The organism is Pseudoxanthomonas sp. 134C1 (genome assembly GCF_057773065.1).
Genome location: NZ_JBYMTH010000001.1, coordinates 622,503 through 637,606, shown reverse-complemented (window position 1 = coordinate 637,606; position 15,104 = coordinate 622,503). Strand labels below are relative to the sequence as shown.

General features: G+C 64.4%; 11 protein-coding genes and 2 pseudogenes. 6 read left to right on the top strand and 7 right to left on the bottom strand.

The window, feature by feature from the left end; translation table 11 throughout:
• Positions 1–5: 5 nt before the first annotated feature.
• The gene (locus AC3DEZ_RS02785; protein WP_488386840.1) at positions 6–809 is read right to left on the bottom strand and encodes a sulfite exporter TauE/SafE family protein; all 804 of its coding nucleotides are present in this window, start codon (positions 807–809) and stop codon (positions 6–8) included.
• A 62-nt stretch (positions 810–871) separates the two neighbouring features.
• Between AC3DEZ_RS02785 and AC3DEZ_RS02780 the strand changes: the two genes are divergently transcribed.
• On the top strand, positions 872–2,833 hold the full coding sequence (locus tag AC3DEZ_RS02780) for a transglycosylase SLT domain-containing protein (RefSeq protein ID WP_488386839.1): 1,962 nt from the start codon (positions 872–874) through the stop codon (positions 2,831–2,833).
• A gap of 86 nt (positions 2,834–2,919) precedes the next feature.
• On the opposite strand, the gene AC3DEZ_RS02775 is transcribed toward AC3DEZ_RS02780, so the two are convergent.
• Both AC3DEZ_RS02775 and AC3DEZ_RS02770 read right to left on the bottom strand, forming a co-directional pair.
• Positions 2,920–3,456, bottom strand: coding sequence for an Imm57 family immunity protein (locus AC3DEZ_RS02775; RefSeq protein WP_488386838.1), 537 nt, complete (start codon positions 3,454–3,456; stop codon positions 2,920–2,922).
• A 3-nt stretch (positions 3,457–3,459) separates the two neighbouring features.
• Positions 3,460–6,226 (bottom strand): annotated as a pseudogene (locus AC3DEZ_RS02770) (RHS repeat-associated core domain-containing protein).
• An 810-nt stretch (positions 6,227–7,036) separates the two neighbouring features.
• Between AC3DEZ_RS02770 and AC3DEZ_RS02765 the strand changes: the two are divergent.
• Positions 7,037–7,405 carry a hypothetical protein gene (locus AC3DEZ_RS02765; RefSeq protein ID WP_488387049.1) on the top strand — a complete coding sequence of 123 codons (369 nt, stop codon included), beginning with the start codon at positions 7,037–7,039 and terminating at the stop codon, positions 7,403–7,405.
• Here AC3DEZ_RS02765 and AC3DEZ_RS02760 read toward each other — a convergent pair.
• Positions 7,298–7,540, bottom strand: a pseudogene (locus AC3DEZ_RS02760) (DUF6531 domain-containing protein); the annotation flags it as partial. The gene AC3DEZ_RS02765 and the pseudogene AC3DEZ_RS02760 overlap by 108 nt on opposite strands.
• A 1,319-nt stretch (positions 7,541–8,859) precedes the next feature.
• On the opposite strand from AC3DEZ_RS02760, the gene AC3DEZ_RS02755 reads away from it, so the two are divergent.
• On the top strand, positions 8,860–10,098 hold the full coding sequence (locus AC3DEZ_RS02755) for a multifunctional CCA addition/repair protein (RefSeq protein WP_488386837.1): 1,239 nt from the start codon (positions 8,860–8,862) through the stop codon (positions 10,096–10,098).
• Here the strand turns inward: AC3DEZ_RS02755 and AC3DEZ_RS02750 are convergent.
• The gene (locus tag AC3DEZ_RS02750) at positions 10,095–10,925 is read right to left on the bottom strand and encodes a DUF6597 domain-containing transcriptional factor (protein ID WP_488386836.1); all 831 of its coding nucleotides are present in this window, start codon (positions 10,923–10,925) and stop codon (positions 10,095–10,097) included. The two genes, AC3DEZ_RS02755 and AC3DEZ_RS02750, sit on opposite strands and share 4 nt — an antisense overlap.
• Positions 10,926–11,011: 86 nt before the next feature.
• Between AC3DEZ_RS02750 and AC3DEZ_RS02745 the strand changes: the two genes are divergently transcribed.
• The 3 genes from AC3DEZ_RS02745 (at position 11,012) to AC3DEZ_RS02735 (ending at position 12,603) form a co-directional block, all read left to right on the top strand.
• Positions 11,012–11,524, top strand: coding sequence for a DUF3224 domain-containing protein (locus AC3DEZ_RS02745; protein ID WP_488386835.1), 513 nt, complete (start codon positions 11,012–11,014; stop codon positions 11,522–11,524).
• A 74-nt stretch (positions 11,525–11,598) separates the two neighbouring features.
• Positions 11,599–12,066: a MarR family winged helix-turn-helix transcriptional regulator gene (locus AC3DEZ_RS02740; RefSeq protein WP_488386834.1), complete on the top strand. Its 468-nt coding sequence runs from the start codon at positions 11,599–11,601 to the stop codon at positions 12,064–12,066.
• 108 nt (positions 12,067–12,174) lie between these two features.
• A complete protein-coding gene (locus tag AC3DEZ_RS02735; protein WP_440472465.1) occupies positions 12,175–12,603 on the top strand; it encodes an organic hydroperoxide resistance protein in 429 nt (142 codons plus the stop codon).
• A gap of 41 nt (positions 12,604–12,644) precedes the next feature.
• Here AC3DEZ_RS02735 and AC3DEZ_RS02730 read toward each other — a convergent pair whose 3' ends face one another.
• Both AC3DEZ_RS02730 and AC3DEZ_RS02725 read right to left on the bottom strand, forming a co-directional pair.
• Entirely contained in the window at positions 12,645–13,766 is a 1,122-nt protein-coding gene (locus AC3DEZ_RS02730; RefSeq protein WP_488387043.1) for a PQQ-dependent sugar dehydrogenase, read from the bottom strand.
• 251 nt (positions 13,767–14,017) lie between these two features.
• A complete protein-coding gene (locus AC3DEZ_RS02725; protein ID WP_488386833.1) occupies positions 14,018–15,094 on the bottom strand; it encodes an acyltransferase family protein in 1,077 nt (358 codons plus the stop codon).
• Positions 15,095–15,104 lie beyond the last annotated feature (10 nt).

Sequence of the window (15,104 nt, the reverse complement as noted above, 5' to 3'; positions counted from 1 at the left end):
CGCGATCAGCCCGCGACCAGGATGCTGATGCCCATCACCACCATGAAGATCGCGAACACCCGCTTGAGCGCGGTGCCGCCGATGGCGTGCGCCAATCGCGTGCCCCACGGCGCGGCCAGCACCGACGCGATCGCCACGCCAATCGCCGCCGGCAGGTAGACATAGCCCACGGCGTGTTCGGGCAGGGCGCCGGCCGGCGCATGCAGGGCATAGCCCAGCGCGCTGCCGATGGCGATGGCCACGCCGCAGGCGCTCGAAGTGCCGACCGCGCGCACTGGCGCGATGCCACGCCAGACCAGCAATGGCACGGTCATGCTGCCGCCGCCGATGCCGACCACCGCCGACATCGCGCCGATGCCGGTACCGGCCGCGGTCATCGGCCAACCGCGTGGCGGCGCGACGCTTTCACCCGCGGCACCGCCCTTGCGGGTCCCCCCGAACGCCATTTGCGCGCCCGCGATCAGGCAGTAGATCGCCACCACCCAGCGCAGCACGTCGTCATCCAGATACACCGCCAGCCCGCTGCCCAGCCAACCGCCCAGCAACAACCCCGGCACCATCCACGCCACCGTCGGCCACATCACGCTGCCGCGCCGGTGATGCGCGAACGCGGAGGACGCGGCGGTCAGCACGATGCTGGCCAGCGAACTGGCCAGGGCCGCATGCATGGCCGCTTCCCGGGGAATGCCGAACAACGGCAGCACCCACACCAACGCCGCCACCAGCACCAGTCCGCCACCGATGCCGAGCAGGCCGGCCAGCACGCCCGCCACCACGCCCAGCAGCGGGAATATCCAGAAATGATCCAAACGCAATCTCCTTCCACCCGATACGCACACGACCGTTCAGCCGGCTCCGGTATATTCCGGCCATGAACCGTCCCACCCCACTCATCGTACTCGCTGCCGCGCTCGCGCTCCTGCCCCTGGCCGGTGCGCGCGCGCAGAACCTGGATGCGCAACGGCCACAACTGCGGGCCGCGCTGGAAGCCGCCGAACGCGGCCAGTTCAACGCCGCGCAATATGCAGGACTGGCATCGCATCCGATCTATGGCTGGGTCGAACTGGCCGCGCTCCGCCGCGACATCGACAAGTTGCCGACCTCGCAGGCGCAGGGTTTCCTCAAACGCTACGAAGGCCAGGCGGTGGCGGAAAACTTCCGTTCCCTGTGGCTGGCTTCGCTGGCTCGCCGGCAGGACTGGCCGACCTTCCTCGGCGCCTGGAAGCCCACCGACAACGCCACGCTGCGCTGCGCGGAACTGGACGCGCGCCAGGCCACCGGACGCGCGGACGCGCAGTGGACCCAGGACGCGCAGGCCCTGTGGCGCGGCGCGGCCAAGTCGCTGCCGGACGGTTGCGATCCGGTGTTCGCGATCCTCGCCAACAAGGGTGGCCTGCCGCCAGCGTTGCGTTGGGAGCGCATCGATGCGGCCGCCGCCGAAAGCCAGACCGCGGTGATGCGCACCGCGGCTCGCGGCCTGCCGGCCGACGAGGCCGCGCTGGCCAACGACTACGCCGCCTTCATCGACGCCGTGCATACACGCGCCTTGAACTGGCCGAAGACCGATCGCAGCCGGCGCATGGCCAGCTACGGCCTGGCGCGGCTTGCCAGCCGCGATCCCGGTGCCGCCGAGACCCAGCTGCCGCAATACGCGAGCGCGCTGGGCATGACCGAAGCCGATCGCGGCCGCGTGCTCTACCAGATTGCCCTGTGGACGGTGGCGTCCTACGAGCCCGACTCGGCGCGCCGTCTCAACGCCGTTCCCGAATCGGCCTACGACGAGCGTCTGCACGAATGGCGCGTACGCGAAGCCATGGCACGTGGCGATTGGCGTGCCGCGCTGGTCGCGCTGCGCAAGATGCCGGCCAAGCAGCGCGAGGATTCGCGCTGGCGCTATTTCGAGGCGCGCATGGTGGAAAAGACCGGCGACAACGCCGCCGCGCAGCCGTTGCTGCGCGAGGCTGCGCGTGCGCCGACCTTCCACGGCTTCCTCGCCGCCGACCGGCTCAAACAACCCTACGCGCTGTGCCCGTGGATTCCCAACGACGGCAAGGAAGCCAGGGACACGATCGCCCGCGATCCCGCCATCGTGCGCGCAATGGAGCTGTGGAAGCTGGATCGCTCCGGCTGGGCGGTCGCGGAATGGAACAGCGCGCTGTCGCGTTTCGACGACACCCAACGCCGCATCGCGGTGGAAGTGGCGCAGGACAACGGCTGGTTCGATCGCGCGGTGTTCTCGCTGGGCAAGCGTCCGGACGAGCAGCGCCTTTACCAGTTGCGTTTCCCGTTGCATCACGGCGAAACCATCCGCCGCGAATCCGCCCGCCACGCGCTGGATCCGGCCTGGGTGGCCGCCGAAATCCGCGCCGAGAGCGTGTTCAACCCGCGTGCGCGTTCCGGCGCCAATGCGATGGGCCTGATGCAGGTGGTGCCCGCCACGGGCGCGGCCACCGCCAAGCGCCTGGGCCTGCCCTGGGGCGGCGCCGCCAGCCTGTACGACTCGGATACCAACATCGCGCTGGGGACCGCCTACCTGCGCGAAATGGAAAACAAATACGGCGTTCCCTACATCGCCATCGCCGCCTACAACGCCGGTCCCACTCCGACCGCGCGCTGGCAGTCGCAGCGACCCGGCTACGATCCGGACATCTGGATCGAGACCATCAGCTACAAGGAAACCCGCGAGTACGTCGCCCGCATCCTCGCCTTCAGCGTGATCTACGACTGGCGCCTCAATGGCAACGCCCTGCCGATCAGCGATCGCATGCTCGGCAAGCTCGACGGCAAGCGCCGGGAGTTCACCTGCCCCGACGCGCGCATGCCGAAGAGCTGAACCTTGGATCAATCAAGCAATCCCAACCCCTTGATTCGCACTTGCCGTCAGAATGGCAAAATGCCGTTTGTCTCTTGGCCAGAGTTTTAGTCGCACCCAGGTTCCATTCTGGTCACCTCCTTGAGCTCGCGCAGGAATATCGCGAGCTCTTGCGGCGTCCTACAGATCTCCGAAGCATTCACGTCGTAGACGGCTCTCGCTCTTCGCTTCAGATCTGCAAGCTCCTTATGGCATTGGTCGGACAATGCGCTCGTATCGGTGGAATTCACCCATTGAGTCACGGCACTACCACGGTAACCAATATAGCACCTGAAATCGCTGGAAAGTCCAGCATCCATCTTGAATCTTGCAAGACCGACAAGGGCTCTTGGAGCACGCGAACTTCTACTACCGCCTATCAGCGAAAGCCCAAGCTCTGCCTTGTCCGCGCCAGCACAAGCATACAAGTTCTGCGTGCACAGGTATTTTCCTCCCGTACTCCTGTGCGTAGCGAGGGACACCAGAATAGAACGCTCAGCGCCCACGATATCCCTCGCCATTTTCTCCTCGAACTCGCCGCAACTGGCGTTACCCATGGCAGAAAGAAATGAAAGAGCGATCGCAATGTGATGCAGTGTTTTCATTCGTCACCAGAATCGAGGTGGCATTTTTGGAAAGAAAGCATCCATGACACGAAGAGTACTTCCCGGCTCGGCGTCAATGAAATCGTTTAGATCTTGAATGTCCTCAGAAGTGCCAGTTACACAACCTTCAGAACAGAATCTTGGCCCTAGTGATGGACCGAAAGGGTTCACACAGCTGTGAGATCTGAAGAGGTCTCGACCATGCACTTCTGTGCCTGGCATAGGAGCAAGAACCCTCCCATTTGGCTTGGACGTCCATCCATCTGTCCATACCCACTCCCCTGTTGGAATTGGCCCTCTGCTTCTAACGTTTGTACATGCCGGATTGTCTTTGCACTGCATTCCTGCACCATTGTTCCCGGAGGAAACTCGAATATTGACGCTGGCTGTCTCCGGCATGCTTGGATAACAAACCAGGCGCCTGTCTTCTATTGAATAAAAGCAATCTCCCAAACCAAGGGAGTCAACATATGAAATCGGATTTCCGTTCACATAGAGATATGTATTGAGTCCGCCATTCTGTCCAATCGGGTCGCTCTGCGAATATCGCCCTGAGCTCGCCTCATAGTCCCGGAAATAGTTCTGGTTGAGCGCGGAGGCCGCGTCATACCGCTGCCCCGGGAAGCGCATGTCCAGCACGAACGGAATGCCATCTCCGTCCGGGTCCTGCTGCGGGGCCGTGCTGCGGGGCCGTGCTGCCGAATGCTTCGCCCTTCAGGTCCCAGGTCCACACCGGTACGTTGCGCGCCGCTTCAATGACCACGCGGGGAGTGCCCAGGTGGTCGGGCTGCACGTAATGGAGTTGCTGGCCGTTGGCCAGCAGGCCCACCGGCAGGTCGTCCATCCACAGCGCCTGCTGGACAGGCGCGCCGGTGTCGTCGTAGTCGCCCAGCCAGTGGCCGGCTTCGTCGTAGACGGTGTAGGTGTTGGTGTTGCCCAGGTAGCGCCGGACCTGTTCGCCGCGGCCGTTGTAGGCGTACTGCCGGGTGGTCGCGCCCGCCTGCTGCACCCCACTCATCCGGTTGGCGTCGTTGTAGGCGAAGCCGCGGGTTCCGCCAATGGCGGTGGTGTTGCCGACCGCGTCGTAGCTGCGGGGCACACCGGCCACCGCGCTCAGCCGGTGGCTGGTGGTCGGGTAGCTGTAGGCCGCCGTGCCCGCCGCCGTGGTGTGGGCGGTGCGGTTGCCGGTGGCGTCATAGGCGTAGACGTCGATGGCCGCCTGGGTCGGGCCATCCTCGGTCCGGGTCAGTCGGCCCAGGGCGTCGTAGCCGAAGCGGATGGCCGGGTTCGCCACGCCTTGCGCCGTCCCCAGTTTCGTCAGGTTGCCCACCGCGTCATAGCCAAAGCCCAGCGACAGGCCACCGGCGTTCGGGTCTTCAATGGTGAGGGGGCGGTAGTCCTGGTCCAGCGTCCGGCTCAGGCTCCGGCCGTTGCCGTAGGTCCAACCCGCCACCGGGCCGAACGGGTGGTAGGCCGCCTGGTTCAGCAGCACCTGCCGGGGCTGACCGCTGCGGGTAACGCCCATTTCGGTCACCTGCCCCTGTGCGTTGCGGCCGTAGTCCACCGTGGTGCCATCCGGGTAGACCATTGCCTGCAGATTCCCCCCCAAGGTGTAGGCATAACGGACCACGAAGCTCACCCCGTTCGTGGTCTGGCCCTTGCGCACGAGGTGGCCGAAGCGGTTGTAGCAGTAGCGGGTGCTGCCGCTGGCATCGTCCATCCCGCTCAGCCGGCCGATGCTGAAGGTCTCGCCCGCTTCGCACACCGTCGGCGTCGTGTCATAGGTGTAGCCGACGTTGAGGCTGGTGTCCGGGTAGCTGACCGCCGTCAACCGGTTCAGGACGTCATGGGTGTAGGTCGTGGTGACTCCGCGTGCATCGGTCTGACTGGCGCGGTTGCCGGCGCTGTCGTAGGTGTAGGTGGTGATGCCGGTGTCCGGGCTCTGCAACTGGGTCAGGTCGCCCAAGCCGTTGTAGGTGTAGGTGGTGTCCAGGCCCTTCGGGTCGGTGACTTTGGTCAGGTTGTCCAGCGCGTCGTACTGGAATTTGGTCTCGGCGGCGATGCCACCCACGTTCTGCAACGTGCGCGCCAGCCGGTTGAGCGGGTCATGGTCGTGGTCGGTCACCCGGCCCAGCGCGTCGGTCAGCGTGTTGAGGTTGCCGTTGGCGTCGTAAGTGAAGTCGGTGGGGTGGGCCTGGGCATCGGCCTGCGTGGCCAGTTGGCCGAGCTGGTTGTAGATGCGGCTCAGCGTTCGCTTGAGTGCGCCTCCGGCGTCCTTGGTTTCTTCGGCGATGCGATTGCCGGCGTTGTCCAGGACGTAGTGGATGGTGTTGCCGGCGTTGTCGGTGATGTCGGTCAACCGATGCGCCGGGTCGTAGGTGTACTGGGTGAAGGCGCCATCGGGCTGGGTCACCCGCTTCACCAAGCCGGTTGGCCAGTACTCAATGCGGGTGATGGCATCGTCGGTCTCGGCCGCGTCATTCGTCCCCCGTACCTTGCTGGCAGTCAGCCAACCCCGTGGGTGGTAGGCGTAGTCGGTGATGACGCCATTGGGGTCCTTGACCGAGAGGACGCGGCCAGCGCCGTCGTACTTCAGGGTCTCCGTCACCTGGCCCTTGGCGTTGGTGACTTTCCAGAGGTCGCCCTTGCGGTAAGAACAGGTGGCCGGCGTGATCGCGCAACCCGCATCATCGACCGAGTAATACTCCAACGCCGTAATATCGGCAATGTCCAGGCGCGGTCCGTCTACACGTTTGAGCAGCCCCACCATGGCGCAATCGACGTCTGTCGATTGGCAGTATTCGATTTTTTTCTTACGAGCTTCGCCACTGACGACATCCCGCACAACTATGTGGATCGGCTGGAGTCGCTGATTCCGCTCGACTTCCACTTCCTGTTGTCCAACGCGACTTCGCACTATTCGATTGGTCTTGATATCAACCTGGATCTCAGACACCCGCTGCCCTGACCACCCGGCAGCTTCGGCCTTCGTATGCACGCTGACCGTTTTCCCGCCAGCAGTCTCATTGACAATTCCATAGGAGTGGAGGGTCTTCACACCACGCCTATCCGTGACAGAAGCAAGCCGCCGGCGAAAGTCCGTTGCCTCCTCATGGTATTCGCGCCGGACAACCCCTCGACTGTCCGATCTGGCCCGCACTTTGCGCGGACGCAGGCTCGCCGACGCCGATGTCAACTCGTAATTCGATGTCTTGCCCAAGGCCTCCGTAACCATGACAGTGCCGTTGGAGGCGTAACTCAACCGAACACCGTCAATGCCAATATCCGTTTGGCCGCAATCACCAGAATGCCTACTGCAATTGACTCGCCCTTTTTCGTCATAGCCAAACCAGCTATAGCGTTGGCCATCCTCCGAGGTTATCCCCGTCAGAAATTGCGGAAACCGAACGTCCTCGTAGTGGTAGGTTCGCGTCCCGCCATCGGAATAAGTTACCGACGCCAGTTGACCATCTTCCGTATACGCATATGAAACAACATTCTGCTCTTCTATCGACAGGGCTCCCACCAACTCTTCGTCCATCGCAACGGTGTAATGTACCGTCAGCCGGCGCCCGCTTGAATGCGTGATATCCAGCAGTCTCCCTCGGATGTCATGGCGGTAGCCAAGTTCCGTCCCATCCTCAAACGCCCGCGCCTTCAACCTTCCGTCCAAATCAAATGTCACAGTTTCATTGGCGCGATAAAGCAGCCACGCATCGTCCTTCTGAACCAACCGATCGCCGCTGCCATCTTCCGCCTCGTAAGTGCTCCCGTCCTTCCGGAAAGCTATTTGGCTCCCATCAGCGTCAACAAGGCCGATCTCATTTTCTGTTGCTGGAAAGAAATCGTCGGGATTCCTACCGACGGTCAATCGCAGGTTGTGCGAGTGCGTCCAGCCCGGGCCAAAGGCGCCACCGGCGGTGCTGCTCAAAGATTTATAGTGGCGTGAGAAACGTATCCAGCCCAGGTCGATATCTGATTCTTGCTGTGACTTGTTCCCAGTAATCGGATCACAGGGATTCCCCACCGTATCGCACTGCCTGGGCAAGGGGGAACTCCAATATCTCAGAAACTGCGCCAACATGGATTCCATCTCCGGCGCCATGACACATGCGCCAACTTTCTGGCTCCAGGCTTGAACTGCGCTGTTTGGACATTCAACTTTGCGCTCCCTGCTTACATGCCGGACCGATTCATACGTCCTGCATGCTGCCGTCGCCGTTGCATATTTATGCCATTTTACGCGGTATTCGTTCGTTTCCCATGTATTGCTCCCGTCTGCTCCGTCGCCTGCGCCGACCTGCCCTGGCGGGGCAATCCACGTTCCCGCCGCAACCTCAGTTTTCTTGCATTGCGAGTCCGACGCCAGCCGACGCGATATCTCCCCAGCCAGACCTTGCTCGCTGGCAAATGACATGTCCCCAATCTTGTAAGTCCAACCCTCTTTAATCAGAGCCGCTGGCTTGAGCCCGTACTCGTAGATTGTCTTGTCCTTCAGGACAACCTGCCCCTTCACATGCCATTTCAAAGGGCCGACCCGCGCGTAGTGCTGGATCATGTCCTCGATGTCTCGCTGGACTTCACGTTCCGTTGCCCGATACGGCGCAACGAATGTCGCATGGCTCTTCCACTGCTTCTGCACCTCCTGCGCCGTAGCGACAAAAGGAAGCACCGATAGCAGCATCAGGGCGACACCATACCCATGTCGCCCCCTTGAAGAAATGAAACTATTTCCCTCAGACATATGCAACTTCCTTGATTCAATTCCCATACGAAGCATCAGTGCCGCATTCATTTAATAAATACGCACAACCATCTCGGCCGGGGCCCCATTCCGCGACATGCGCGATCCATGCGCCCCCTCAGTGCATGCTGCACTTTCGAGCATTCTTACAAGCTAAGAAGACCGATTTGTTTGCCTTTCTGTTGACACTTCTCCGATCATTGAATACTTCTGAGAACACCACCTCATTCTTATGAGAGTTTTTTTATATTAGGCGCAAGCGTAGTCACGCCTGATCCTTCATAAAAATTCGGTTTACGTTTGGGCACGCCAATGCTCACAAATGCCGCCGATATCGGTTTGTTTTTAGTGGCTAACCTGTTTTTAGCCTGGAATCGATTAACCGCGATTCCAATTGCCTCACATGGGTGGCTAAGGTCAGTACGGCGTGTGTCTTCTTCAGTCCCTGTTCGTTGTATCGCGACATCATATTTCGATGAGGATGCGGACCTGCAGCAGGCCGATGGGCAGTTCACGCTGAAGTACTCATCGTGTAGTCCATCGCCTCTCGGCTCGCTGTGGGAGCCTGGTCAGGCCATCCCGGTTCGGCCAATCACAGTTCCATGCCACGTTTATGTACTCAGTTCCTTTGTGACATCGTTATCCGGCATCATGCGCGCATGAAGACCTATCTCGTCGGCGGTGCGGTGCGCGACCGGTTGCTGGGCATCGAGCCGGGCGACCGCGACCATGTCTTGGTCGGCGCCACGCCGGCGCAGATGCTGGCGCTCGGCTACAAGCAGGTGGGCCAGGATTTTCCGGTGTTCCTGCACCCGGACAGCGGCGAGGAGTACGCGCTGGCGCGGACCGAGCGCAAGCGTGGACGCGGTTATCGCGGTTTCGAGGTCGATGCGGATCCTTCGGTGACCCTGGAGGAGGATCTGCGGCGGCGCGATTTCACCCTCAACGCCATCGCCGAGGATGAGGACGGCCGCATCGTCGATCCCTGTGGCGGCGCCCGGGATCTGCAGGCGCGCGTCCTGCGCCATGTGGGCCCGGCCTTCGTCGAGGATCCGCTGCGGGTGCTGCGCGCGGCGCGCTTCATGGCCCGCTTCGCGCCGCTGGGCTTCACGGTCGCACCGGAAACGATGGCGTTGATGCGCGAGATGGCGGCCAGCGGCGAACTGGACACGCTGGTGCCGGAGCGGGTATGGCAGGAACTGCGCCGCGCCCTCGCTTCGGCGCGTCCCTCCGCATTCCTGTCCACCCTGCACGAGGCCGGCGCGCTGGCCAGCGTGCTGCCGGAAGTGGAAGCGCTGTATGGCGTGCCCCAGCGCGCGGAGTTCCACCCGGAAGTGGATACCGGGGTGCACCAGCAGATGGTCAGCGACATGGCCGCGCGCCTGGCGCCGGGCGACGATCTGATCGGCTTCGCCGCGTTGGGCCACGACCTGGGCAAGGCGCTCACGCCGGAAGAGGAGCTTCCGCGCCACGTGATGCACGAACAACGCGGCGTCGCGCCAGTGCTTGCGCTGTGCGAACGGCTGAAGGTGCCGCTGGAGCATCGCGATCTGGCGGTGATGGCCTGCCGCGAGCATCTCAACGTGCATCGACTGGACGAATTGCGCGATGCCACCGTGTTCGACCTGCTGTCGCGCTGCGACGCGTTCCGCCGACCGGAGCGGGTGCCCCGCCTCGCCGTGGTGTGCGAGGCCGACAAGCGCGGCCGGCTGGGCAGCGAGGAGGCCGCCTATCCACAAGGTCCCATGCTGGTCCGCTTGCATGCGGCGGCGATGGCGGTGAACGCGCGCGGTTTCGCCGCCGCCGGCCTCGGTGGGCCGGAAATCGGCGAGGCGCTCAAGCGTGCGCGCGTCGACGCGATTGCCGAAGCGCGCCGTTCGGTCGCCGCCGACGACTAGCCCGGCACCTCGCAGCGGGCGAAATCGCCCGGCGTCATGCCGACCAGGGCATGGAAGTCGCGGATGAAATGCGCCTGGTCGAAATACCCAAGGTCCAGCGCCAATCGGGTCCAGTCCACCGCCTGCCCGGCCTGGATGCGCGCGACCGCTTCATGCAGCCGGTAGCGGTTGATGATCCACTTCGGCCCCACGCCCACGTAGTGCTTGAACAGGCGTTGCAGGGCGCGCTTGCCCAGTTCGCCGTCCTCGATGAGTTGGTCGACCGAGGTGATCGCCGGATCCGCGGCGATCCTCGCCACGCAGGCCGCCACCTGCGCCACCTTCAAATCCGGCGCGGGGCGGCGTTCGTCGAGAAAACGCTCTGCCATCGCCACCCGCGCATCGAAATCCGCCGCACCACGAATCGCTTCCACCCAGGCATCACCCGCTTCGCCCAGCACGGATGCGACCGGCACGCCGCGATCGGTGAGCGTCGATACGTCGTCGTGCAGGAAGGGCTGGAATCCCCCGGGACGGAACTTGATGCCGAAGGCATAGGAGTCGCCGATCAGCTCGCGGACATAACGGCCGGTATGCACGCCATGGATGCCCGCCTCGCCCGGCTCGATCACCAGGTGGACACTGGGATGCGGCAGGGTCTCCTGTCGCTGGGGCGGGCAGTCCCGCAGTTGCCAATCCACCTGCCAGAAATGCTCGACCCATTCGCCCAGTCGTGGCGCGGGCAGCCGCCGCTGGTGGCGGAAAACGCCGGCATCCAGCCGCTGCCGGAGCACGCCGCGTGGCTTGCCCGGAGCGCCCGAAGGTGGAGGCGTGCCGGTGGTCTTCATCTCTGTCGCGTTTGTCCAATCCTGCGGCGCCGGAATGTACTGCAATGCGTCCGCCGGCGGCGAGCCCGGCGCAGACGGAGCATGACATGTGGCGTCCCCTCGACCACGGCGCCATCATGGCGGCCCTGCTGGGCATGACCCTCGGTGGTCTGTCCGCCCCCTCCCGTCTTTCCAACGCCATTTCCGAGGACACCACCATGATCCGACACGCACAGGGCGAATTCGACGTGAAGCTGACGCCACAGGGCGCCAGCCCCGGCATCGAGGCCGCGCGGCTGGGCCGCCAGACCATCGACAAGACCTTCCGGGGCGATCTGGATGCGACCAGCCTGGGCGAGATGCTGGCGGTCATGACGGAAGTGCGCGGCTCGGCCGGCTACGTCGCCATGGAGCGCGTCGATGGCCACCTCCACGGCCGGCGTGGCTCCTTCGTGCTGCAGCACTTCGCCTTCATGGATCGCGGCCAGCCGGAGCTGAGCGTGCGGGTGGTGCCGGACTCCGGCACGGGCGAACTGGCTGGCCTGAGCGGACAGATGACCATCCGCATCGAGGAGGGTCGTCATTTCTACGGGTTCGACTACCGGTTGCCCGGGCCGTAGGTTCCGGTCTCCGGCGACACAGCGTTCCAGCGGGGCGTTTGCAATTGAATAGCGCGCTATGTATATTGCGCGCCATGAGCCCACGCGCCACCAACGCTGCCAATCCCGCCGCCAACCCGCTGGCGCTGGACAACCAGCTCTGCTTCGCCCTGTACTCGGCGCAGTTGGCGCTGAACAAGGTGTACCGGCAACTGCTCGGAAAGCTGGGACTGACCTATCCCCAGTACCTGGTGATGCTGGTGCTGTGGGAAGGCGACGCGCTGACGGTCTCGCAGATTGGCGAACGGCTGTTCCTGGATTCGGCGACACTGACGCCCTTGCTGAAGCGACTGGAAGCGGGTGGCCTGATCACCCGTACCCGCGCCCGCGAGGACGAGCGCCAGGTCATCATCCAGCTGACCGCGCAGGGCCGCGCGCTGAAGCAGAAGGCCCGGGCCATTCCCGAGGCCCTGCTGTGCGCGTCCGGCTGCGATGCGCGTGAGATGACCGGTCTGAAGAAGCAGCTCGAGGCCCTGCGCGACAATCTGGGGGCGAACGCCTGAACCGGTCCGGTCATTTCCTCACCAAATATATATCGCACTATTTAATCGCAATCAATCAACCGGTCGTGGCGCCCGGCTCCGCCGCCACTTTCCTCCACGGAGATTCCCATGTCGATCGAGAAAGTCCTCTACACCGCCCACGCCACCGCCACCGGCGGCCGCGACGGCCGCGCCGTTTCCTCGGACAACGTGCTGGACGTGAAGCTCACCACTCCGCGTGAACTCGGCGGCGCCGGCGGTGACGGCACCAATCCGGAACAACTGTTCGCCGCGGGCTATTCGGCCTGCTTCATCGGCGCGCTGAAGTTCGTCGCCGGCCAGGCCAAGGTCGCATTGCCGGCCGACACCCGCATCGACGGCAGCGTCGGCATCGGCCAGATCCCCGGCGGTTTCGGCATCGAGGCCGAACTGCGCATCCACCTGCCGGGCCTTCCCCGCGAACAGGCCGAGGCGCTGGTGCAGCAGGCGCACCAGGTGTGCCCGTACTCCAACGCCACCCGCGGCAACATCGACGTGCGGCTGGTGGTCGTCGACTGATCCGCTTCGCGACACGTCCGCCGGTGTTCGACCGGCGGACGTCAGCCGCGATTGGGGGTGAGCTTCAGCAGGCGCGCATCCGCGCCGTCTTCCAGCAACCAGATCGCGCCGTCGGGCCCCTGCTCCACCTCGCGGATGCGGCGCCCCATCGGATAACGCTTCACCTCGCGCGGTGCGTCACCGAATTCGACCTGGATCAACGCCTGCGACGCGAGACCGCCGATGAACCCGCGTCCACGGAAATACGGAAACAGGTCCGCCTGGTAGATGATGAATCCGGCCGGCGCGATCACCGGCGTCCATGAAATCTCCGGCGCGTTGAATTCGGGGCGGGTCGGATGATCCGGGATCGGGCTGCCGTCGTAGTTGTCGCCATTGGAGACGATCGGCCAACCATAGTTGGAGCCGCGCTCGATCAGGTTCAGTTCGTCGCCGCCCGCGGGCCCCATCTCGTGCGCCCACAGTCTGCCCGCGGGATCGAACGCCAGGCCCAGCACGTTGCGGTGCCCCAGTGACCAGACTTGCGCGGCTACCCCGCCCTGGTTGGCGAAGGGATTGTCGGGCGGCACGCTGCCGTCATCGTTGAGCCGGATGATCTTGCCGAGATTGCTCTGCATGTCCTGCGCGGGCGAAGCCTTCTGGCGTTCGCCGGAACTGATCCACAGCTTGCCCTGCGCATCGAACAGCATGCGATGGCTGTAGTGGGCGTCGCCGGTGACCTTGGGCACCTGCCGCCAGATCACCTGCAATCCTTCCAGCCGTCCGGTGTTGGCGCCCGCATCGATCACCAGCCGCGCCCGCGCCACCGCCGCGCCGCGCGTGCTGTTGGCGCCCGGCTCCGCATAGCTCACGTAGATCATTCCGTTGTCGGCGAACCGCGGATGCAGGATCACGTCGCCAAAGCCACCTTGGCCGCCATAGGCCACGGTGGGAACACCGGTGATCTCGCCGCCTTGCCCGGTGGCGGGATTCAACAGTCGCAGACGCCCGGGCTTCTCGGTCACCAGCAGGCGTCCATCCGGCAGGAAGGTCATCGCCCACGGCTGATCGAAGCGCGCGACCTCGGTGCTGACGAAGGGTGGATCCGGGATCCGCAACGCAGGCTGCGTGCCGCCGGTCACCTGCGGCACCCCCGGCGCGGCCTGGGCGGCGGCGGCCGTCATGCTCGGCGAGGAAGGCACATGGCCCGCCAGTACGATGGGCGTCGGCGCGGGCTTGCCCGGGTCTTCATCGGCGGCCGTCACGGCGGCCGTCACGGCAACCGCATTGCCATCGCAGGCGATCAGCGACAGGGCCAGGCAGGTGACACTCCAGGCGGACAGGTTCATGGCCGGATTCCAGTCAGGGACTGGCCCCTTTTACTCCGGTCCGGCGAAGGAAGTCGTGATCCGGTGCGCTTCCCGCGTCGCGCCCCTCAGACCTTCAGGTACCAGCGCTGGCGATCCATCAGCCGGACAATCGCCCACCAGACCAGCACGAACGCCAGGGCGAACGCCAGCGAAGGCAGGTACGGGCCGAACCGGGGTGTCATCCAGTCGGCGAAGCCATGCCGGTAGATCGGCTGCATCCAGCCCAGCGCGGAGAACGCGTAGACCATGACCGCGGAACCGGCATAGGCCGCGATCGCGTTGACGCCGAAACTGCGTCCCCAGGGGCGCAGACCCTTCACGTCGATCAGCGCGTGCGCGAGCCAGAGCGCCAGCATCGCCCAGCCCGCCGTCCACACCACGTAGGAAGACGTCCACAGGTTCTTGTTCAATGGCAGCCACAGCGACCACAGTCCGCCAACCGCGAGCGCCAGCGCAGCGCCCGACAGCAGGCGACGGGTCTGTTGTCGACGCAGCCAGTCGCCGGCGCGCACGCCCAGCAGGGTCGTGGCGATGGCGGGCAGCGTGCTGAGCAGGCCTTCGGGATCGTGGCCCCGTCCGGTGGCCGGGTCGAACTGATAGAGCAGCTGTCCGAACAGGGTGGTGTCGATGCGGCTGGCCAGGTTGTCCGGCGGCGCGTAGCTGCCGCCCAGCGCCAACAGCATCCAATACCCCAGCAGCACCACGGCGACGACCCACCCCTGTGCGCGCGGACGCAGGTACAGCGCCATCGCGCCGGCGGCGATGAAGCACAGGCCGATCCGCTGCAGCACGCCCCACGAACGGAACCAGGGTTTGTCCAGCCACCAGAACGCCAGCAGGTGCAGCAACAGGCCGATGGCGATGATCTTCGCGCCGCGCCAGAGCACCGCGCGCAGCAATGCGCCGCGATCGCCACCCGCCTCCAGGCGCGGGGTGATGCCGAGCGAAATCGACACGCCCACGATGAACAGGAAGAACGGGAAGATCAGATCCGTCGGCGTGCAGCCATGCCATTCGGCGTGCTGCAGCGGCGCATAGACATGCCCCCAGTCACCGGGATCGTTGACCAGCAGCATCGCCGCGACGGTGAGGCCGCGCAGGGCGTCCACCGAGGCGAAACGCAACGGCGTGGTTTTGCTCATCGCTGCTTCT

Bases quoted from the DNA above. Each gene is read 5' to 3' on its own strand.
- AC3DEZ_RS02780 (WP_488386839.1), top strand. From the start codon at position 872: ATGAACCGTCCCACCCCACTCATCGTACTCGCTGCCGCGCTCGCGCTC.
- AC3DEZ_RS02775 (WP_488386838.1), bottom strand. From the start codon at position 3,456: ATGAAAACACTGCATCACATTGCGATCGCTCTTTCATTTCTTTCTGCC.
- AC3DEZ_RS02765 (WP_488387049.1), top strand. From the start codon at position 7,037: ATGCGTGATATCCAGCAGTCTCCCTCGGATGTCATGGCGGTAGCCAAG.
- AC3DEZ_RS02755 (WP_488386837.1), top strand. From the start codon at position 8,860: ATGAAGACCTATCTCGTCGGCGGTGCGGTGCGCGACCGGTTGCTGGGC.
- AC3DEZ_RS02750 (WP_488386836.1), bottom strand. From the start codon at position 10,925: ATGAAGACCACCGGCACGCCTCCACCTTCGGGCGCTCCGGGCAAGCCA.
- AC3DEZ_RS02745 (WP_488386835.1), top strand. From the start codon at position 11,012: ATGTGGCGTCCCCTCGACCACGGCGCCATCATGGCGGCCCTGCTGGGC.
- AC3DEZ_RS02740 (WP_488386834.1), top strand. From the start codon at position 11,599: ATGAGCCCACGCGCCACCAACGCTGCCAATCCCGCCGCCAACCCGCTG.
- AC3DEZ_RS02735 (WP_440472465.1), top strand. From the start codon at position 12,175: ATGTCGATCGAGAAAGTCCTCTACACCGCCCACGCCACCGCCACCGGC.
- AC3DEZ_RS02730 (WP_488387043.1), bottom strand. From the start codon at position 13,766: ATGACGGCCGCCGCCGCCCAGGCCGCGCCGGGGGTGCCGCAGGTGACC.
- AC3DEZ_RS02725 (WP_488386833.1), bottom strand. From the start codon at position 15,094: ATGAGCAAAACCACGCCGTTGCGTTTCGCCTCGGTGGACGCCCTGCGC.